Here is a 19,424-nt window from a genome sequence, read left to right on the forward strand (position 1 = left end):
CTCATTATGAGGCTTGGAGGTGTCTACGAAACTAGGGGCGATTCAGGGCGTAAGAGAGGAAGTATAAAGAGGTCGCGGCCTGTTTTTTCTGACCTTATTGCTTCGATAGATAAGGCAGCTTCAGAGTTTGAGCGTGCTTTTTCTTTAGGTCAAAGCTCACAGGAATTAGAGCATTTAAAGTCGCAGTTAAAATTCTACAAGGAGGAATATGAAAAGGCTTTAGCTAGAGAAGTTTCGCTAGTATTGGAGATTATGGAGTTGCAGAATGAGTCGTTGCGTTCTAAAGGTTAGATTGGCGAGGCTGGTGCCTCGCCAAGTATATTAATTCTTTTCAATTAATTCTATTTTGTATCCGTCCGGATCAGAAACGAAGGCGATGACCGTCGTGCCGTGCTTCATAGGTCCTGCTTCTCTCGTAACAGTGCCGCCGTTATTTCGGATGTCATCACACGCTTTGGCAGCGTCTTGAACTTCAAGGGCAATATGGCCATAGCCAGTTCCAATTTCGTAGCTATCCACTCCCCAGTTGTGGGTTAGTTCGATAACGCTGCTGTCTTCTTCATTTCCATAGCCGACAAAAGCCAAGGTAAACTTACCTTCAGGATAATCCGACTTGCGCAGTAGGGTCATTCCCAGGATTCTGGTGTAGAAGTCCAAGGATTTATCGAGATCACCTACACGTAACATAGTATGAAGCAGTCGCATTATGTTTCTCCTCATTTAGCTTTTCACATCATACATGAGCTTAGCTAGGATAGGCTCACACGATATCTGGAAAGCGTGAGCCTTGGTCTGTCCCGGGCTGAGTGGACACTGACTTAAGGTGGATAATGTCCACCGCAAGGAGTGTTCATGACCCAGACCAGACGACGTTTTCCCGAATCCTTCAAACGCGAGGCGGTAGATCAGGTACTTGCCGGCACGCCGCTTCGCCATGTAGCCGAGACGCTCGCCATCTTCTCGCAGCCCACGAAGTGAAGTTCCGCGCCATCGAGGCGTTGGCTGGTCGCTATCCCGTAGCGCCAATGTGCCGGCTGCTGCACGTATCCCGCAGCGGCTTCTATGCCTGGCAGCAGCGGCCACCTTCGGCGAGAGAGATGGCGAATCGGAGTCTGAGCAAGGAGATCCGCACCATCCACTATGAGGTGAATGGGATCTATGGCGATCGCCGAATCAAGGCCGAGTTGGCGGCCATGGGGCATGCGTGTGGTCGACACCGAGTTGCTCGACTGATGCGCGAAGCCGGTCTGCGCGTTCGCTCGCGCAAGCGCTGGCGGCTGGTTTCCAGCAGTCGTCATGCTCTGCCGATTGCCCCGAACCACCTGGATCGCCAGTTAGCCTCGGATCGCGCCAATCGGCACTGGGTCTCGGACATGACCTACGTGCGGACGGCCCAAGGTTGGCTGTATCTGGCAGTCGTGCTCGATCTCTATTCACGAGCCGTCGTCGGTTGGGCGATGCACCACCGCATGCAGCAGGCCTTGGTACACGCCGCGCTGGAGATGGCCATTGCACGCCGACAGCCGAAAGAAGAAGTGCTGCTGCACTCGGATCGAGGCAGCCAATACTGCGCGTACGACTACCTGGCCTTACTTCGGCGACATCGAATCGTGCCCAGCCATTCACGTCCCGGGAACTGCTGGGACAACGCCGCGAGCTTCTTCCGTTCGCTGAAGGCTGAGCGGGTGTACCTGACGCGCTATGCCAGCTACCACGAGGCGAAAACCGACCTGTTCGACTACATCCGCTTTTACAATCACCGTCGCCGCCACTCGACGCTGGGCTATCTCAGCCCGATGGAGTTTGAACGGCGCTATGCGAGCAGTAACTCTTAACTACCTGTCCACCAGCTCCGGGACAGACCACAGATCAGCCAGTATCAGCGGATATAGCTCTCCGACCATGTAGCGTTTCAGGCAGCGATGGATCTCTCTGGTAGTTCGTCCTTCCCGTGGATGTCTCGCGCTTGAACTGAATGGGCAGGAGTGAAGTAAGACCCGGCGGAACGCAGTTGCCTCTGAGGGAGGGCGAAGGGCAGCCGGACAGGACGGTTGTGGAGGAGGGCCGGCATGTCGCGACGCAGCCCTCCGAGAGGGGGGAATGCTTATTGCGCGGTGGTCATTGCCTTGGACGTGCGCCTAGGAGCCTTGGGTGGGGAAATCAGGACGATGAGCGCGTCTAGCAATGCTTGTCCCCGCTCCGCGCTGAAACGCTCGGGGTCGATCGGCAGCATCATGAGCCAGCCATCACTGAAGGCGCTGATCTGATCCGAAAGCACGTCGGCGGGAATATCGTCGCGTATTTTGCCCTGGCGCTGGCCCTCCTCGATCAACGAAGCGGAGATCTGGTGGAAATGGGCGTAACGCTGCTTGATGACATTGCTGAATGCAGGCTCGTGGCGGGCATGGGAGAGCAGTTGCAGCCAGGCGAGCCAGCTGTCCAGATCCTCGAAGCTGATCCATTGATGCCACTGCTGGATGAGCGACTTGACGTCGAGTCGGTCGCGGTTGATTTCCATGAGCGCTTCGACCTTGTCGAACAAGTTCTGGGCTACGGCACTGACCATCTCTTCCTTGTTGGCAAAGTAATAGGTCACGGCTCCGGTCGTGCATCCAGCGTGCTTTGCCACCTTGCGCATCGAGGCGCCGGCGTAGCCGTCCTCGGCGATTACTGCAATCGCGGCGGCGAGCAACTCGGCCCGTTTCGCGTTGTGGTCTCCCATGGGGCGCCCCCGACGATTGACGGGATTGGTTTCGCTTTCATTGGCGCGATGGTCGGCGCTGAGGGAAGGACGGGGGCGAGGCTCTGGCATTGGGAATATGCAATTTCATCGGTCAGTCAATCGGAGTCGCAATTGCCGCAGCGAGGCCGCAATGCGTCGAAGTCTGACCCAGCATAGGGAAAATGACCGAAGAAAGCACCCATCCGCGTTCCTCCGTGAACGGAGCGGCAGTGCAAGCGCCGAGCACTCACGGGACGTTGTACGGCACATGAGTGCGGGGTACTAGAGGCTACCGACCAGTTGTCCGCCATCTACGGCCAGTACGGCGCCGGACATATATGCCCCGGCTTCGCTGGCCAACAGCAGGAAGGGCCCCTCCAGTTCCTCCAGCTGGCCCAGGCGGCGCAGGGGCACCGCATCGCGGATGTAAGCCTGGCCCTTGTCGCCGTCGAAGTAACCGTCGGTCATCTCCGTCCTGAAGTAGCCGGGGGCAATGGCGTTGACGCGGATGCGGTAGCGGGCGAGTTCCAGTGCCAGCGATTTTGTCAGCTGTACCACGCCCGCCTTGGCTGCGCAGTAGTGGCTGTAGCCGGTGCCGACCCGCAGGCCGAGCATGGAGGCGATGTTGATGATGCTGTGCGAGGGTGTCGCGGGCTCAATAGCTGGCCACCAGCAGCTCCAGCGCTCGGCACGCTGTCTCGGTTTCCGCCTCCAGGCGTTGCAGGTCGCAATGGGCGGACCAGGCAAGCAGCAGGCCATCGAACAGATTGATGAGTAGGCGACTGATTGTCGTCAGCGTGGCCTTGTCCAGCGTGGAGCCGGTGATCCGGTCGATTGCCTGTTCCGTGGCCTCGCCGGATACCGCATAGATCTTGCCGGCCATTTCCGGGTTATTGCGCAAGGTCCAGATGTACAGCTCGAACTGTGCCGTGGCTAGGTCGGGGTGGGCGGCGAACCATCTGACCAGCTGGCGTAGCATCTGAGCTACGTATTCCGCTGTGGTGGTGCCGGCCGGCATATGCTCCAGGGATGGTTGGGGGATGTTGATCAGCGACTCGTAGACCGCATAGAACAGCTCGTCCTTGGTGTGGAATACGTAGTGCAGCGAGGCGAGCGGAGAGCCTGCAGCCATAGCGATACGCCGGGTTGTCGCATTGGCTACCCCATACTCCGCAATCACTTTCACGGTGGCTTCTATAAAGTCCTGTCTGCGCAGTTCAGCGCCAATTCTGGCCATACGGCCTCTCCTTTACTACGGCATTGCCGCTTGCTACCTGGCTTGGTGTCGGCGGCGCGGAGGCTACCGCATGGCTGCCTGCTCACCGGGTCATGAGTCCTGCCCGAGCGATGGGGCTCTGATGCGTGTCCACGATGCCTTCCCGTGCACCATTAAGGTAACGACTGTTTCGTAAATACTCAGATTGGTGCGCCATGCCGAAACAAGCCGGTGCACGATTTGAGTACGCGAGTATCACTCCTCTTGGTTCGACAAAGGCCCAACTACCTGATTTTCCCGGTGTTGTACCTGCCCTTCTTTTTTTGGCACATGATTTGCTCTTGATCAAGTGACTTGTTCATTTGATCATATCTGGTAACTAAAATGTCTGGCATTGCCCAATGCTTGATTCCAGAGCGGTCAGTTGGACAGCCAGGGCGTCCACGAGGTCCCGCCAATGAAAGAAGTCATTCGGCGCCAGCGCATCGACTTTCCTGTTTGCGGTGAGGTGTCCGGTGGAGCTCTTTGACGGCGGAATATTTCCGTCGCGGCGCTGGTGATTGCCGGCGAGGACGGAGAATCAGAGTGCACTGCGACGCAGGCTTCTGACGGTCTTCACAACATCAAACCAGGTAATGAGGCGTGCAAATGGATACGGAAAAACTGACGACCTTAGATCGCAGTGAGCCAGTTGAGCGAGTGGTTGAAGTCATCAAGCGTGATGGCGGTGTGATCATTTCCAACTTTATTTCAGGCCATGATCTGGAAGCTCTTCGCGGAGAGCTCGACAGCTATCTGAATGAAACGCCTTATGGTGAGGATGCCTATTTTGCAGGTACGCAAACTCGACGTGTCGCCCGCCTGATCGCGCGAAGCGATGCGGCAGTGAGTGTTGCGCTGAATCCACTCTTTATCGAATCGGCGAAGAGAATCCTGCAAACCCCGACCCATGTATGGAGCGGAAGTGAGCGTGTCGAGGTTGCGCCCAATATTCAACTCAGCTTCACCCAGGCTATCCAGATCTGTCCGGGGCAAGGCTTGCAGCCTCTGCATCGCGATGATGCCACGTCGCTCTGGCGTCATCCGCAGTACGGCCGCGAGGCCAGGCTGCAAATCATGCTGGCCATTTCCGACTTCACCGAAGAGAACGGGGCTACCCGTGTCATCCCTGGCAGTCACACATGGGACGATGAGCGAATGCCAACTCAGGAAGAAACCGTCCCGGCAGAAATGGCGGCCGGATCGGCACTTCTATGGATGGGCTCGGTTTATCACGGTGGTGGTGCCAACAAGTCGGATCATCCGCGGACGGGGCTCTCCATGGCCTATGACCTGGCATTCCTGCGCTCGGAAGAGAACCACCTCCTCTCCATTCCGATTGATCGCGTCCGCCAACTGCCGGAAGAACTGCAGCGTCTGCTCGGCTGGGGTGCCAGCCAGACACTTCTGGGGTGGGTGGAAATCGATGGCCAGATGCGAGAGCCGCGCGACCTGCTCGACATGCCCTCGTTCACGGAAGTAGGGAAAGGATTCTAGGAAGGTCTGGAGAAATGGAGATCGGCGGACGCTGGATCATGAGACCGGCGGAAAGCCCCCAATGTACCGACGGTTCCAGGAAGGCGTAGCTCAGGGGAGAGGGGCGTGTCTCGGCTCGTTGCGACGCCCTCTCTCCAGGACAATTGGCATTGCTCGATTGGCACGGTCGGAGAGAGGGCGTCACGCCGCACTTGATTTTAACTGGAAATAAACAGTAAGGGTCTACTGTGGAAATTATTCAAGCTGAGCATATTATGCAGAACGATCCAGCTCATATCCGGCTGGAGCACGATCCGAAATATGCTCATGGATCGGCTTTTATCAATGGCATCTATTGCAGCATAGACGAAGCAGCGATCCCGATTACCGATACCGGCTTCATTCACGCCGATGCGGCCTATGATGTTGTCAGCGCCAGCAAAGGCTTTATTTTTCGACTTGAGGATCACCTCGACCGGTTTGGAAGGGCTTGTGAGAAGTTTTTCCTGAACAATCCCTATAGCAAATCACAAACAGCGGAAGTCCTGACCAACCTGGTCAAGCTGGCAGGTACCCAAGAGGCTTATATCTGGTGGTGTGTAACACGCGGTCAGACGCCGAAAAAACGCGGTGACCTCAGCGCGTACAAGAACTGCTTCTACGCCTTTGTCGTTCCCTACGCCTATATTGCGAACGATGAGATGCGATCTCGCGGAATCGACCTTATGGTCAGCCAGAAATATATTCGCATACCGCCCAAAGCGGTGGACCCGACGGCCAAGAACTTCCATTGGATGGATTTGAAGCTTTCGCTGGTTGAGGCGAAGCAGAACGGCTGTGACTGGTCTGTGCTGTGCGATGCGGATGGTTACCTGACCGAGGCGCCCGGTTCCAATATATTCTTGATCAAGGACGGTACGTTGTTTACTCCGGACAGCGGCTGTCTGGAGGGAATTACCCGCAAGACCACCCTGGAACTTGCCCAGGAGGTCGGTATGCCGACTCGTGTAGAACGGGTGCACGTCGATCAGTTGCATGATGCCGATGAAGCCTTTCTGACCTCGACCGCCGGCGGCATCATGCCGATAAACAGCGTTGATGGAAAACTGCTGGGTGACATGGCCGGGCCAGGCAAACAAGTGACCCAGCTCCATAACCTGTATTGGGAAAAACGCTGGGCTGGCTGGCTGGGTACTCCAGTCAACTACCGCGAGCCGGCGAACATATAAAGCATCCGCTGGGGATGGTCACGACCCCGCCGTTTCATTGTGGTCATCCCCTGTCTTGCGGTTCGGCAGCGCCAAGCTTTTCCTGGCCGCCGGTGTGTCAATACCTATGCCGCGCCTTCTGCATTGCCCCCCTGTCCAGCCCTGCGCCTGCCGATCAGGCGCGGTAACTCGTTTCTACTACTGGGCTATCGGGGAGGATTTTATTTGTGTAACAAATGATTAAATAACATGTGTTGCGTAAAATGTAGTGCAGCGTTACAGTGCTGTGAAACAACAACTGAACCCGCCAGGAGTGCAGTGCATGAACCGTAGAAACGAACTAGCCGGTAGCGATTTCGGATCGCTGCGGTTTCGCAGCCTTGGCGGGTGGGTGGAGCGACCGGTTGATCAGCAGCCGGAGCTGGAGGGGCGTGTCAGCGCCGATGTAATCGTGGTTGGAGCAGGCTTTGCCGGTTTGTCCACGGCGCTTGAGCTGACCGCTCGCGGCGCAAAAGTCATCGTTCTGGAGCAGGAGTTCGGCGGCTTCGGCGCCAGTGGGCGAAATGCCGGCTATCTGCTTGGCAGCATGGGGATCGAGTTCGAGTTCTTCGTAAGACGCGTCGGTATTGAACATGCGCGGAAGTTCATCCGTTTCTACGACGAGGCTGTGTGCTACGTGGAAAGACGGATGACCGAGTTAGGCATCGACTGCGACTACAACCCTTCCGGTGTCATCCGGGCTGCCGTACATCCCTCACAGGAAAAGTGGCTACGCAAGTGCATGGAAGTCGGCCGCGAGCTGGGTTCTTTCACTCGCTTCGTGGACCAGGCCGAAATGCGTGTGCGTGGAATTCCGCCAGCCTTCCTGTTCGGCTCCGAGCAGCGCGGCGGTACGCTGCATCCGGGAAAGTACGTGAGCGGGTTGCGCCGTGCGGCGCTCCAGGCAGGGGTGAAGCTGTACGAAAAAACTCCGCTGCTCTCCTACGGCGAGGGTCCGACCATTACCTGCAAGACCGCTCGCGGTAGCGCAAGCGCACCACTCATGGTGCTGGCGACCAACGCTTACACGCCACAGTTGGGGCTGCTGCGTAACAAGGTTGCGCCAATACGGGTTTCGGCGATCGAAACCCAGCCGCTGTCTTCGAAGCAGTTGGCGTCGCTCGGTTGGCACGGCCGAGAGGGAATCATCACCCCGCACCTGACCATGGAGAGTCACCGCCTGACGGCGCACAACACGATGGTGTTGACCGTCAAGAAGCTGAACTATGTCTACGGTTCGAAGACTCCCAACGTGCCGGACAACGGCGCCTATGGCGCATTGGCGCAGACGTTGCGTGAGCGCTTCCCCAACCTGCCGGACCTGGGTATCCAGCATTGCTGGAGCGGATACATCAGCGCAGCATACGACGCGCTGCCTGTGGTGGGCGTAACCGGGGCGCAGCAGAACATCCATTATGTGGCTGGTTGCTCGGGCCATGGTCTCGCCACCCATTCGTTCATGGGGCAGTTGCTTGCCGAGAGAATCAACGGTGTCGAGAACCCGCTCTTGACGGCATTACACCATAAGACGCCTTCCATGCTGCCGGAGCCATTCCAATGGTGTGCCCTCAAAGCCACTTTTGCGGCGGCCAGGAAGTATGACGAATGGACGGACCGCAAAGTTCGTAAAGCCGCTGCTGCAAGCTAGGTGAGAACACCGTCGGTTGCTTTAAAAACTTGAAGGCATGCGTGCCAATTTGAAAGAGATTGTTCGAGTAATTATCTCGATAACTCATTTCTTTTTCGGATTGTCATGCCGGTAGCGCAATTACTGTGCCCAAATTTCTGGTGGGCTAGTTGACATTAATAATAATTACCTGAGGTTGTGAGAATGGCCAGAAATCCCACATCTGACACCAAGTTGGATTCACAACGTAGGCCGCTATTGAAACTTACCGGAGCCTCGGTGGCGGTGGGAAGCTTGGGCCTGAAAATTGGATTGGCACATGCCGATACGTCCACCAGTGATGCAGGCGACCGCCATCATCGGCGCGGGCCTGGCCGGATTGACCGCAGCCCGCGACCTGCTCTCGGTGGGCAACCAGTCCTTCGTGGTCCTGGAGGGGAGGGATCGGGTTCCTCGCTTGGCCGGACAAGAACACGACTATCTGCTCAGGCAGCTGAATGATTTGCCCAGGGCACACGTAAGGATCCGTCGGGCTCGATGACAGCTGTTATTGCGAGGTTTTCCGAGGATGATCGCAAGGCGCTGGCCGAATATCTTGCTGCACTCGCTCCTTTGGTGAAGTGATTTCTCGAACTGAGTATTTGATAGAGGCTTCCATTATGGAAATCAGAGATTTATGTGCACTTGTTTCGTGTGTTGTGTTGGCGCTCTCCGGGTGGATCTACGGTGCAAAGTTCTTTAAGAAAAAAAACTATTTACTAGGCTTGGAGTTGTGGATTGTTGGTTTCTCTGCTACCAATTTCTGCATATTCATTGCTACTGGATCTGAATTCAATCTGGGGATTTCGCTTTATCTGGATTCGTTTTCCCGTAGTTTCGGTATGCCGATTATTGCTGTTCTTGGTTTGATGGCGGTTACCCATAATTATAAGCCGTCGGTTTTTATAGAGGTCCTGCTGTTTGCGGCTGCGTTTGCCGGAACATTCGTCGTATTCCTGGCTGGCTTCCTTGATGGCGTGCGTCCTTATTTCTACGTAGTTATGTGGTCGGGCTACACGATTTTTCTTTTCTACTTCGTTTCGCAACTGGTGCGTGCGAGAGAGACTTTGCACGCATTGGCTACTGCAGTTGGAGGATTGGTCGCACTGGCTGTAGCAATCACATATGACTTCTTCCCGATCCCAGGCGACAACACGCATATGATTTTCATGACTTGGGCTTTTATCACCTGGTCTTACGGTGCGATTCAATTGTATTACGCGTATGTTGCGCTGGTACGCGCGAAGGAAACCTCTTTTCAATCGCTTGCGCTAGCTCCTCGCTAGTTGGTTTGCTATCCATTGCGGATGAAGTCTCTGCGCGGGATTACTCCATGGTGGGCAGAAAGCCTACCCTTTGCCGCCCTACGGGGCGGTTTTTTTATATCGGATAGGATGTACCCGTCTGTAGAGTTCTCGAGCCTCCGCTCAGCCAGCGAGTTCATAGTCGCTGTTGATAAGCTCCTGGGGCGACAGAGAGCTGGAGTGTCAGCTATGCGCCCTTGGGCGAGTATTGCGCAGGAGCCGAGGCTGCCTCTTGATGCCATGTTTCTCTTGCCATTCCAATGGACTTATTCCGAACCATCGATTGAATGCACGACTCAATCCGCTGGGGTTCGAATAACCCAATAGCCCAGACATCTGCGCGATACTTATCGCCGGGTTTTCGAGATATTGCTGCGCCATTTCCTGACGAGCCTCATCCAAGAGCTGCTGGAAGGAGGTGCCTTCGAGTGCAAGCCAGTGCTGCAACGTGCGTGGTTGGATAGCCAGACAAGCGGCGATTTTCTCAGTAGTTGTACGCCCGCCGGGTAGTAGATATCGCAGCAGCTGCTTGACGTAGATGGGTAACTCATCGGCCGCCAGCCGTTCGATCTTGCTCATGTGTTCGGCTATCAATCTATGAAGCGTTTCGTTTGCCGAGTTCAAGGGTAGTGAAAGATCGGACGCGTCGAACTCCATCTCGGCACGAGGAGCGCCAAAAATGGGTAGTTGGCCGAGAGTCTGCCGATAGCTTGACTCGGATTGGAGGGGTAAGTGCCGAATTCGTATTGCTTTGGGTTGCCAGTTTTTGCCGACAAGGGTCCGCATCAACTGCAATCCGATCCCGCACGACGACTCTTCCACCTGCCGTAACCCGGGGATATCGCGTTCGATCGGGCTATAGCTGAGTACTGCCCGCCCATCTTTGATCTCGAGCCCTATCTCCGCATCGTTGAAATACAGCGAGTAGCTGGCTTGCAGTTCGGTCAGGGCAGCCCCTACCGTTTTAGCGTTTCGTATCAGATAAAACAGGTCACCGAATACACCGACTCCTTGATAGAGACCGAACTGCAGGCCGAACAAAGCATTGCCAGAGTAAAGAGCGCACAGCTCAAGTAGGTCGCAGAATCTGCGGTAGGAGAGGAGGTCCTCCTGCCTTCGCAATATTTCTTGCGGTAATGAAGCGCGCCGAAGCATTTCAATCGGATTGAGGCCCTGGCGAGAGGCAAACTCCCTGAAGCCCGTGAGGCTGATGGCTCGAATCAACGGAGTGAACGGCATTTTTTGTGCCTTCTGGACGGCCTAGCATTCGTGACTTTGGCAGGAGACCTACAGAAAGTCATTACTCGACATCAGAGCTGTCGATTGATGCGAGCTGCTGGGCTTCATGAGCAGGCGACTTTTCGCTGAATCCTAGGGTAGCGGACCATCGGGTAACCCGATGGCGTTGCTTCCATTTCTGAGGACTCATGTCATTCCAGCGAGTGAAAGCGCGGGAGAAAGCACTGAGGTCAGAATAGCCCAGCAATTCCGAAAGCTGTGTCAGGCTCAGCGATGAGTCGCATATGTATCGATTGGCCATAGATTGCCGTGTCTCGTCGAGTAGCTTTTGAAAGCTCGTGCTCTCTGATTGCAGGTATCGTTGCAGGCTTCGAGGACTGATCCGCATCTGGTCGGCGACTTGATCGAGAGTGGCCCGGCTGTTGGGCAGGTGCCTGCGCAGCAGCTTTTTTACGTAAGAGGGGAGTTCCTGCGAGGTGATCTGGGTCAGTTCGCCAATATGATGTTTGGCTAGCACATGGAACCCTTCATCTATGGCGCTCAGCGGTGACTCCAGCAACGACTCATCGAAAACCCACGCATTGACCGAACTGCCAAAGTGCGGTGTGACACCGAGAAAGTGCCTGTAGGCGCCTGGCTTTTCTCCTGCAGGATGTCGCAGTAGCAATCCGAGGGGGTTCCATGGGTGCCCCAGCAAGTCCTGGATGAGCCGAGCACAGACTCCCATGGCCAGCTCCACAGTCTGCCTTACCAGCATGATATCGCCGTCGGTCACATCGTAGAGAAGTCGCGCAGTCCCGCCTTGTCGTTCAAGGTGGAGGTCCGCTCCGGTGCTATGAAAGTGGAAGCACTGAGTCAATGCCTCGAGCACCTGGCCCAATGTACTGGTGCTTTTCACCACGTATAGCAAGCTGCCTAGGGCCTGTGCCCCCTGGTGGAGACCGAGTTGCAGCCCAAACAGTTGATTGCGTGATCGCGTCGCGCACAGCTCCAGCAGAGCAACGAATTGGGCGCCGGAGATCAAACCGTCCATCGCGTCGTTGGGGAGTCCGACTTCAGCCAGGATGGTTTGCGGTTCGAGCCCTTGGCTGATCGCGAACTCATCAAATTCTGATAGAGCGAAACCGCGGACAAGAGAAGCCATTTGGATGCCTGGGCGATTCATTCAGCAAGGTGCGGTACAGCGGCCAACGCTAGTGGGGCGGGGATAACACGCCACTTTGCGTAGTGCTGGTATGACGATACTACAGCATGGCTTGGCAACCTTTGGAGCGAGGAATCATCCTGCGCAAAATGATTATTTAGTGGCGCAATATGCCAAGCTTTCGCGCGGACCAATGACCAGACTGGGGCCATCAATAATAAAAAGCACCAATGCTGGAGGTTCGCGATGCGTCACTTCACGTTTGCCTTTCTGAGTCTCGCTCTGGTCTTCGGCGCCGTGTACTTTCTAAAACCAGCCACTCCAAGTCGAGTGGATGACCCGCGTATCGGACATCCGGTAGCCAGCATTGGCGAGATATTCAGGCATTACTGAGTGCTGGTATCAACGCGCGATCTGCGCTTGCCGGGAGTCAGCGCAGCATCGTGCTGGTGCGGTCGAGCAACGCATCAGATCAGCGCTCGACCTCAGGCAAATTGAGATTCTGGCGGGGCTGGAACTTCACTCGTCATTACACTTGCGACATCCGTCGCGCTTCTCTGATGGGGCCGCCAATCATCTAGGTTGCGGCGTCCAGGCAACGGCATCAGTTACCAAGAGCATTTGGTGGCAGGCTCCGTTCGCCGAGCCGGATGCGCCCGATGCATCATACCTTCGGCGGCGGTCCATGGCTTTCTGGGTGTGATTACCAGGACGTTGGTGCTGAGCGATCGTTCTGAGGTGGTTCGAACTTACTCCATCCCCGCAGAATTAAAACGCAGGGGCTGGAGTGAGAGATTTAAAGATTTTCTACGAGCAGCTTCAGTGCTAGGCAGGCCGTCTCCGTTTCGACCTTCAACTGCTCCAGATCTCCATGGGCCGGCCAGGCAATGAGTAGGCCATCGGCCAACTGAACGAGTAGGCGGCTGGCGGATTTCAGGCGGGGCTTGTCGAGTTGCGATCCTACAGCCCTTTCCATGGCTTGTTCTGTGGCTTCAGTGGCCATTGTGTAGATCTTCCTCGCCAGATCTGGCTTGTTGCGCAGGGTCCAGAAGAACAGCTCGGATTGTGCCCTGGTCAGATCGGGATGCGCGGTTAGCCATGCGATTAATTGGCGAAGCATCTCTGCCGCGCTTTCAGCTGCAGTAGCACTGGCAGGTACATGCTCCAGGGCCTGTTTCAGTTGGCTGAAAAGCGACTCATAGACTGCATAAAAAAGGTCGTCCTTCGTATGAAACACGTAGTGCAGTGATGCCAAGGGACTGTCTGCGGCAGCAGCGATACGCCGGGTCGTTGCATCGACCACGCCATACTCAGCAATCACTTTGATGGTTGCTTCTACAAAGTCCTGTCTACGCAGTTCAGCGCCCACTCTAGCCATATCGTACGAACCTCCATTCTGTGGCGATGCCGTTTACAGCGTCCCGGTGGCAATGGCGCGGATGCTACAGGATCCTCGTTCTTCCAGCCATGGTGCAGGCTGCGATGCCCCCGGCGCCTACGCGGCCGCTACTGATGCCGAACATTTGCGCCTGTGCCCGCAATTCGGAAACTAATTCGTAACATGTGTTCCGTTAATTCCCAAAGTGGTGCGGCCTGGTGACACACCTGGTGCGGTGCAGGCGATGTGCGCACCGCTGATTTTGGGCTAATAAATCGTAACAGAATGATAAATAAGGGTATTTATGCCTTTTGATGGATTGGCATGTGAATTGCTATTTAATCAATAGACTTGGTCGCATGATCATGTCATTTGATTAAGAACGCGCGGTACTGCTGATTCCCCTTCCGGGATGATCTCGCCACCGCTCAAAGCCCCGTGAGGATCCTCCAATGAATGAAGTGATTGAGCGACCAGAAGTCGGCATTTCCACCTGTCGTGGCGTCAGGCATCTGCTCGTGGCCATTGCCGCATCGACTGCGATTTGTTCGGCTCAGGCTGCGGAAAAGGATCCTGCGTTACTGGGCGCCAAGCTGACGCCGCTGGGAGGGGAGGTGGCCGCAAGTGCCGATGGGGTGATCCCGGCCTGGACTTCGCCCGGCCAGCAAGACGTAGGTTGGAGCTACGGTCAGGTGCGAGGTCAGCACTGGAAGTTCAAGGGCGATAAGCCGCTTTACAGCATCGATGCCAAAAACGTCGCGCAGTATGCGAGCAAGCTGTCTCCTGGTCAGCTTGAGCTGTTCAAGAAGATCCCGGGCTATCGCATGGATGTCTACCCAACCCGACGTAGCTGCGGCGCACCGGATTTCGTGGTCGAGAACACCCGCAAAAACGTCGGTTTCGCGACCCTGGATGCTTCGGGTCTGGCCCTGCAGGAGGCGCACGTCCCCGGTATTCCGTTCCCCATGCCCACCACCGGTGCGGAGGTGATGTGGAACATGAAGATGCGTTACCGCGGGCTGGGGCTTGAAATGAAGGGGTACAGGACCGGGATTTCGCCACGCCAGGGCGGCGAGTGGCTGCATACCAAGCTCGATATGTTCGCTCGTACCGGATGGGCCGAGAAGGGCAGTGCCCTGTTCTCCTCGACCGGGCGCGTTGAGCTCGAGTCCTACTTCCTGTTCCAGGAGCCGGCCTCCCTGGCTGGTCAGGCCGGGGTGGTGGCGACCAATGCCGGCGAGCAATCGGCGACCTTCTATTACTTCCCCGGCCAGCGCCGTGTCCGCCGCATGCCGGCCTACTCCTACGATGCGCCCCAAATTGGCATGGACAACCAGTTCACCATCGACGAGTCGAACATGTTCTTCGGGCCGCTCGACCGTTTCGACTGGAAGCTTGTGGGCAAGCAGGAACTGTTGGTTCCGTACAACGCCTTCGGTGCTTTGGACACTTCCGCGAAGATTACGGACGTTGCGCAGAAGGACTTCGTTGCTCCCGAGTCCCGGCATTACGAGCTGCATCGTGTCTGGGTCGTGGAGGCCACGGTGCGCCAGGGTATGCGTCACATGGCTCCAAAGCGGGTGTTCTATATCGATGAGGACAGCTGGAACCTGCTGGTGGCCAACGACTACGACAAGCAAGGGCAGCTCTGGAAGGTGCGCGAAGCCTTTTCGATCCCCGTTTATGAAACGGGAACCTGCGATATGGGAGCAATGGTGCAGTTCAACCTTGCCGATGGTCGTTACCTGTACGACATGTTCAGCGTTGGCGCAGGGCAGAACGACCACCACTGGCTTACCGAGCCTGGCAGCAACCCGCGGCTGAAGCACGACTTCTATACCTCCGACAACCTGCGTTCCATCAGCGAGCGCTAAGCGCGAATCAGGAGCCGACATGAAAAGAATAATTTCGCAAACATCGGGCCTTGTCCTCGCTTGTGCAACACCGCTGGCCATGGCGTTCACCTTCGAGACGGAAAACGTCCATGGCTCGTTCGACTCCACCATCACGGCAGGGATGGGTATCCGCACCCAGTCGCCGGGATGCGATCTGATCAATGCCGGTGCCGGCGGCCATAACCCCCCCGCCGGATGCCTGGATCCGACGACATCCGGTATCGGTGACCAGGGCAACATGAACTACGGCAAGGGCGACCTTTTCACCAACTACATCAAGGGTGTCCACGAGTTGGTGTTGAAGCTCCCGGAGGACTTCACCTTCATGGCTCGCGGCAGCTGGAAGCGCGACTTCGCTGCCACCGACACCACGGGGGCGTTGGCTGCCGAAACGCAGTCCTGGCAAGCGGCGGGGTCAGATATCGGTAAGGACGGGCTGACCGATTCCGCGCGCGACGAGTTGAAGTTCAAGGCACGTCTTCTCGATCTGTGGGTGAGCAAGAGCTTCGACGTTGGTGATCATCAGGTCCGTGCGCGCTTGGGCAACCAGGTGATCAACTGGGGCGAGAGTCTGTTCGCTATCGGCGGCATAAATGCCACCAACTCCTATGACTTCCAGGCGCTCTCGAGTCCGGGGGTTCAGCTCAAGGAGGCCGTGCTGCCGGCCCCGATGCTCAGCCTCGCCTCGGGGCTGGGCCATGGCGTGAACGTCGAGTTCTACTACCAGTTCGGCTGGAACAAGAGCGAAATGCCGCCGGTGGGCAGCTACTGGTCGACCTACAACGTGATCGGCGACGGCATGAAACAGTACGGCTACACCGACAAGGATGCCCGTGACAGCGGTCAGTGGGGACTCTCGGTGCGTTGGCAGCCGGAGGATAGCGACGTCAACTACGGCTTCTACGTGCTGCGCTATCACGACAAGCTGCCGCAAGTGGAATACGACCAGACCACGTTCGCACCCAAATGGGTCTACCCGGAAGACCGCATGCTTTACGGGATCAGCGCCAACATGCCAGTCGGCGACTGGGCAGTGGGTACCGAGCTTTCCTATCGACCAAAGGAGGCGGTGCCGCTCAACCCCGTGCCTGGTCTCGCATTTGGCCCCGCGCCTTGTTCGGGCCGGGGCGGGGAGTGCTGGAAAGATACCAAGAAGCTCCAGTGGCATCTGACCGGCCTCTACAGCATGACCAACGCCAACTCCCCGGACTTCCTGGAATTCACCAAGGCCAGCACGGCTACCTTCCTGTCGGAGCTGGTAGTGGTGAAATACCCTGGGCTGCATGACAGCTACGACGGCGAGCTGATTTCCGCAGGGGGCAATAGCTGGGTTCAGGACTTGTCGCATTTCCCGCCTACTGCTCATGGCGACAAGACCTCTTCCGGGCTCCATATGGATTTCAGCCTGACGTATGACGGCACAGTGATTCCGGGCTGGACGGTAACGCCGGGTATTTACTACCAAACCTCTCTGGGCAGCGGCCGGACGCCATCGATTTACTCGACCTATACCAAAGGCGCCAGCTCGATGAACCTGTATCTGAACTTCGTGCGTACACCGGGGAACTGGCAAGTCAACCTGAACTACGCGAAGTTCAACGATGGCGACACACCTTACGACCAGCTGCTGCGTGATCGGGATTACGTTGGCCTGGCGGTTTCGCACACCCTGTGAGGCATGCTTTGAACACTCCTGTAACTGAAGCGAGGAGGCGTGGCGTGCTGCCACGCCTGGAGCGTTGGCTATTCATGCGGCGCTGGGCGGTCCTGGCGTTGCTGGCCGTCTTTACGCTGGGCATGGCCTGGTTCGCCGTGCAGTTGCGCATGGACGCCGGCTTCGAAAAGCAGTTGCCGATCGGTCATGAGTATGTCGAGACCTTTCAGGCCTATCGCAACGACCTGCTGGGTGCCAATCGCCTGACCGTAGTGGTCAAGGCGCGGCACGGCAGCATATGGAGCAAGGCCGGCCTGCAGCGCCTGTATGACGTGACCCAGGCGGTGACCTTCCTGCCGAACGTCTCGCGCAGCAGCGTGCGTTCGCTGTGGACGCCGAACGCCTTCGTCAACGAGATCACCGAGGAGGGCTTCCGCGCCGACCCGTTGATTCCCGGCACCGTGACGCCGGAGCGCCTCGATGACCAGACCGTCGGCATGATCGCCAACTCCACCGCCCAGGGGGGCTTCATCGGCACCCTGGTATCGCGCGACCAAAGCAGCGCAATGGTCATTGCCGAACTCAACGAGCTCGATGCTTCCGGCGCCCACCTGGACTATGTGGCCTACAACCAGGTTCTGGAGCAGCAGATCCGCCAGAAGTTCGAGAATGGCGACTACGAAATCCAGATCATCGGTTTCGCCAAGCAGATCGGTGACATCGCCAAGGGCGCGTCCTCGGTCCTGGAGTTCTGCCTGCTGGCGCTGCTGCTGACCGCGGCGGCGGTGTACTGGTACTGCCACTCCGTGCGCTTCACCCTGCTGGCCCTGGGCTGCTCGCTGACCTCGCTGATCTGGCAGTTCGGCAGCCTGCGCCTGCTCGGTTACGGCCTGGATCCGCTGGCGGTGCTGGTGCCGTTCCTGGTATTCGCCATCGGGGTCTCCCACGGTGTACAGCAGATCAACTTCATCGTGCGGGAAATCGCCTGCGGCAAGACCGTGGAGGAGGCGGCGCGCTCCAGCTTCAGCGGCCTGCTGATTCCGGGAACGCTCGCGCTGGTCACGGCCTTTGTTTCCTTTGTGACGCTGCTGCTGATCCCCATTCCGATGGTGCGCGAACTGGCGATCACGGCGTCGCTCGGGGTGGGTTACAAGATCATCACCAACCTGGTGATGCTGCCGCTGGTGGCGTCGATGCTGCGTGTCGACGGGGCATACGCCCAGGCCGAGGAGCTTTCCCGCGAGCGCCGCACCCGCTGGCTGCACGGGGTGGCGCGCCTGGCTGAATGGCGCAATGCCCGCTTGGTGCTGTGCCTGGCGCTGGTGGTGTTCGTCACCGCGGTCTGGCAGAGCCGTGACCGTGTCGTGGGGACCCTGCAGGCTGGCGCGCCGGAACTGCGCGAGGACTCGCGTTTCAACCGCGACGCGGTGTCCATTGCCAACAGCTACGACATTGGCCTGGATTGGCTCTCCGTGGTGTTCGAGGACAAGCCGGACGGTGCCGGCGATGGTGCGGCGAACGCCTGCGAGGACGTCGCCCTGGGGCAATACCAGGATCGCTTCGTCTGGGCCATGCAAGGTGTTCCGGGGGTGCTGTCAGTGGCGTCCTTCTCCACCAACATGCGCCAGTTCAACGAGGGTTACAACGAGGGGAATCCGAAGATGAGTGCGGTCCCCATCGATCCGCAAAACTACTCAGGACTGGCCACCGAGGTCGCGCGCACCTCGGGAATCATGCGTTCCGATTGCAGCATGACTGCTGTGCACCTTTACCTGGCGGACCACAAGGCCACCACCATCAACCGGGTGCTCGAGGCAGCCAAGGCCTTCCGCGCCCAGTACCCGATGCCGGGTATCACCATCCGCCTGGCCTCCGGCAATGCCGGCCTGCTCGCGGCGATCAACGAGGAGGTCGAGAAGAGCGAGACGCCGATGCTGCTCTACGTCTACGCAGCCATCGCCCTGCTGGTGTTCGCCGTCTATCGCGACCTGCGTGCCGTGCTGGTGTGCTGCCTGCCGCTGACCATCGGTACTTTCATCGGCTACTGGTTCATGAAGGAGTTGCAGATCGGCCTGACCATCGCGACCTTGCCAGTGATGGTGCTGGCGGTGGGGATCGGCGTGGATTACGCCTTCTACATCTACAACCGCCTGCAACTGCATCAGGCCAACGGCCAGTCGATCGTCAAGGCCGTTGAACACGCGTTGCTGGAGGTCGGCGTGGCCACCATCTTCACTGCCATCACCCTGGCGGTCGGCGTGGCGACCTGGGCGTTCTCGGAACTCAAGTTCCAGGCCGATATGGGCAAGCTCCTGGCGTTCATGTTCATCGTCAACATGGTCATGGCGATGACGGTGCTGCCGGCCTTTGCCGTCTGGCTGGAGCGGGTGTTCCCGCGCAAGCGCCCTGTGCGCATGATCGGCGCGCTGGCGCATTGAGGAGAG

17 protein-coding genes and 1 pseudogene are annotated in these 19,424 nt (G+C 57.5%); 11 read left to right on the top strand and 7 right to left on the bottom strand.

Annotated elements, in window-relative coordinates; translation table 11 throughout:
* Nucleotides 1-291 (top strand): hypothetical protein (locus ACYCAX_RS12915; protein WP_460248174.1); only part of this gene is annotated, 291 nt, incomplete at its 5' end.
* Between the two features lie 30 nt (nt 292-321).
* On the opposite strand, the gene gloA is transcribed toward ACYCAX_RS12915, so the two are convergent.
* A complete protein-coding gene (gene gloA / locus ACYCAX_RS12920; RefSeq protein ID WP_460248175.1) occupies nt 322-705 on the bottom strand; it encodes a lactoylglutathione lyase in 384 nt (127 codons plus the stop codon).
* 147 nt (nt 706-852) lie between these two features.
* On the opposite strand from gloA, the gene ACYCAX_RS12925 reads away from it, so the two are divergent.
* Together ACYCAX_RS12925 and ACYCAX_RS12930 are read left to right on the top strand one after the other, a co-directional pair.
* Nucleotides 853-978, top strand: coding sequence for a hypothetical protein (locus ACYCAX_RS12925; protein ID WP_401091904.1), 126 nt, complete (start codon nt 853-855; stop codon nt 976-978).
* Nucleotides 975-1,835, top strand: a complete 861-nt coding sequence (locus ACYCAX_RS12930) for an IS3 family transposase (RefSeq protein ID WP_460248176.1) — start codon at nt 975-977, stop codon at nt 1,833-1,835. The genes ACYCAX_RS12925 and ACYCAX_RS12930 overlap by 4 nt, the downstream gene beginning before the upstream one ends.
* Nucleotides 1,836-2,104: 269 nt before the next feature.
* Here ACYCAX_RS12930 and ACYCAX_RS12935 read toward each other — a convergent pair whose 3' ends face one another.
* The 3 genes and pseudogenes from ACYCAX_RS12935 to ACYCAX_RS12945 all read right to left on the bottom strand — a co-directional run bounded on the left by ACYCAX_RS12935 (nt 2,105) and on the right by ACYCAX_RS12945 (nt 3,959).
* Nucleotides 2,105-2,722: a TetR/AcrR family transcriptional regulator gene (locus tag ACYCAX_RS12935; protein WP_230986163.1), complete on the bottom strand. Its 618-nt coding sequence runs from the start codon at nt 2,720-2,722 to the stop codon at nt 2,105-2,107.
* Nucleotides 2,723-3,004: 282 nt separating this feature from the next.
* A pseudogene (locus ACYCAX_RS12940) lies at nt 3,005-3,358 on the bottom strand (SDR family NAD(P)-dependent oxidoreductase); the annotation flags it as partial.
* Between the two features lie 19 nt (nt 3,359-3,377).
* Nucleotides 3,378-3,959 (bottom strand): TetR/AcrR family transcriptional regulator, encoded by a 582-nt coding sequence (locus tag ACYCAX_RS12945; protein ID WP_460248177.1) that lies wholly within the window; start codon nt 3,957-3,959, stop codon nt 3,378-3,380.
* A 627-nt stretch (nt 3,960-4,586) separates the two neighbouring features.
* Here ACYCAX_RS12945 and ACYCAX_RS12950 point away from each other — a divergent pair.
* The 5 genes from ACYCAX_RS12950 to ACYCAX_RS12970 all read left to right on the top strand — a co-directional run bounded on the left by ACYCAX_RS12950 (nt 4,587) and on the right by ACYCAX_RS12970 (nt 9,652).
* Nucleotides 4,587-5,474: a phytanoyl-CoA dioxygenase family protein gene (locus ACYCAX_RS12950; protein WP_460248178.1), complete on the top strand. Its 888-nt coding sequence runs from the start codon at nt 4,587-4,589 to the stop codon at nt 5,472-5,474.
* 227 nt (nt 5,475-5,701) lie between these two features.
* A complete protein-coding gene (locus ACYCAX_RS12955) occupies nt 5,702-6,682 on the top strand; it encodes an aminotransferase class IV (RefSeq protein ID WP_460248179.1) in 981 nt (326 codons plus the stop codon).
* A gap of 301 nt (nt 6,683-6,983) precedes the next feature.
* A complete protein-coding gene (locus ACYCAX_RS12960; protein ID WP_460248180.1) occupies nt 6,984-8,348 on the top strand; it encodes an NAD(P)/FAD-dependent oxidoreductase in 1,365 nt (454 codons plus the stop codon).
* A gap of 319 nt (nt 8,349-8,667) precedes the next feature.
* Nucleotides 8,668-8,868 carry an NAD(P)-binding protein gene (locus ACYCAX_RS12965; protein WP_460248247.1) on the top strand — a complete coding sequence of 67 codons (201 nt, stop codon included), beginning with the start codon at nt 8,668-8,670 and terminating at the stop codon, nt 8,866-8,868.
* A gap of 118 nt (nt 8,869-8,986) precedes the next feature.
* Nucleotides 8,987-9,652 carry a hypothetical protein gene (locus ACYCAX_RS12970; protein ID WP_460248181.1) on the top strand — a complete coding sequence of 222 codons (666 nt, stop codon included), beginning with the start codon at nt 8,987-8,989 and terminating at the stop codon, nt 9,650-9,652.
* Between the two features lie 201 nt (nt 9,653-9,853).
* Here the strand turns inward: ACYCAX_RS12970 and ACYCAX_RS12975 are convergent, their stop codons facing one another.
* The 3 genes from ACYCAX_RS12975 to ACYCAX_RS12985 form a co-directional block, all read right to left on the bottom strand.
* Nucleotides 9,854-10,909: an AraC family transcriptional regulator gene (locus ACYCAX_RS12975; RefSeq protein WP_460248182.1), complete on the bottom strand. Its 1,056-nt coding sequence runs from the start codon at nt 10,907-10,909 to the stop codon at nt 9,854-9,856.
* A gap of 61 nt (nt 10,910-10,970) precedes the next feature.
* Nucleotides 10,971-12,053, bottom strand: coding sequence for an AraC-like transcriptional regulator QhpR (qhpR, locus tag ACYCAX_RS12980; RefSeq protein WP_460248183.1), 1,083 nt, complete (start codon nt 12,051-12,053; stop codon nt 10,971-10,973).
* A gap of 796 nt (nt 12,054-12,849) precedes the next feature.
* Nucleotides 12,850-13,431 (bottom strand): TetR/AcrR family transcriptional regulator, encoded by a 582-nt coding sequence (locus ACYCAX_RS12985; RefSeq protein ID WP_460248184.1) that lies wholly within the window; start codon nt 13,429-13,431, stop codon nt 12,850-12,852.
* Nucleotides 13,432-13,883: 452 nt separating this feature from the next.
* Between ACYCAX_RS12985 and ACYCAX_RS12990 the strand changes: the two genes are divergently transcribed.
* The 3 genes from ACYCAX_RS12990 to ACYCAX_RS13000 all read left to right on the top strand — a co-directional run bounded on the left by ACYCAX_RS12990 (nt 13,884) and on the right by ACYCAX_RS13000 (nt 19,418).
* Complete coding sequence (locus tag ACYCAX_RS12990; RefSeq protein WP_460248185.1) at nt 13,884-15,305, top strand: DUF1329 domain-containing protein; 1,422 nt, start codon at nt 13,884-13,886, stop codon at nt 15,303-15,305.
* A gap of 19 nt (nt 15,306-15,324) precedes the next feature.
* Complete coding sequence (locus ACYCAX_RS12995; protein ID WP_366520641.1) at nt 15,325-17,001, top strand: DUF1302 domain-containing protein; 1,677 nt, start codon at nt 15,325-15,327, stop codon at nt 16,999-17,001.
* A 74-nt stretch (nt 17,002-17,075) separates the two neighbouring features.
* Nucleotides 17,076-19,418 carry an efflux RND transporter permease subunit gene (locus ACYCAX_RS13000; RefSeq protein WP_116424792.1) on the top strand — a complete coding sequence of 781 codons (2,343 nt, stop codon included), beginning with the start codon at nt 17,076-17,078 and terminating at the stop codon, nt 19,416-19,418.
* The last annotated feature ends 6 nt before the right edge of the window (nt 19,419-19,424 follow it).

The organism is Pseudomonas sp. MT3, assembly GCF_054720805.1.

What these genes read in the sequence shown, in the direction of transcription:
- ACYCAX_RS12995 (WP_366520641.1), top strand. Translation starts at nt 15,325, where the DNA reads ATGAAAAGAATAATTTCGCAAACATCGGGCCTTGTCCTCGCTTGTGCA.
- ACYCAX_RS12950 (WP_460248178.1), top strand. Translation starts at nt 4,587, where the DNA reads ATGGATACGGAAAAACTGACGACCTTAGATCGCAGTGAGCCAGTTGAG.
- ACYCAX_RS12990 (WP_460248185.1), top strand. Translation starts at nt 13,884, where the DNA reads ATGAATGAAGTGATTGAGCGACCAGAAGTCGGCATTTCCACCTGTCGT.
- ACYCAX_RS12960 (WP_460248180.1), top strand. Translation starts at nt 6,984, where the DNA reads ATGAACCGTAGAAACGAACTAGCCGGTAGCGATTTCGGATCGCTGCGG.
- ACYCAX_RS12935 (WP_230986163.1), bottom strand. Translation starts at nt 2,722, where the DNA reads ATGGGAGACCACAACGCGAAACGGGCCGAGTTGCTCGCCGCCGCGATT.
- ACYCAX_RS12985 (WP_460248184.1), bottom strand. Translation starts at nt 13,431, where the DNA reads ATGGCTAGAGTGGGCGCTGAACTGCGTAGACAGGACTTTGTAGAAGCA.
- ACYCAX_RS12945 (WP_460248177.1), bottom strand. Translation starts at nt 3,959, where the DNA reads ATGGCCAGAATTGGCGCTGAACTGCGCAGACAGGACTTTATAGAAGCC.
- qhpR (WP_460248183.1), bottom strand. Translation starts at nt 12,053, where the DNA reads ATGGCTTCTCTTGTCCGCGGTTTCGCTCTATCAGAATTTGATGAGTTC.
- ACYCAX_RS12975 (WP_460248182.1), bottom strand. Translation starts at nt 10,909, where the DNA reads ATGCCGTTCACTCCGTTGATTCGAGCCATCAGCCTCACGGGCTTCAGG.
- gloA (WP_460248175.1), bottom strand. Translation starts at nt 705, where the DNA reads ATGCGACTGCTTCATACTATGTTACGTGTAGGTGATCTCGATAAATCC.
- ACYCAX_RS12965 (WP_460248247.1), top strand. Translation starts at nt 8,668, where the DNA reads ATGCAGGCGACCGCCATCATCGGCGCGGGCCTGGCCGGATTGACCGCA.
- ACYCAX_RS12925 (WP_401091904.1), top strand. Translation starts at nt 853, where the DNA reads ATGACCCAGACCAGACGACGTTTTCCCGAATCCTTCAAACGCGAGGCG.
- ACYCAX_RS13000 (WP_116424792.1), top strand. Translation starts at nt 17,076, where the DNA reads ATGCGGCGCTGGGCGGTCCTGGCGTTGCTGGCCGTCTTTACGCTGGGC.
- ACYCAX_RS12970 (WP_460248181.1), top strand. Translation starts at nt 8,987, where the DNA reads ATGGAAATCAGAGATTTATGTGCACTTGTTTCGTGTGTTGTGTTGGCG.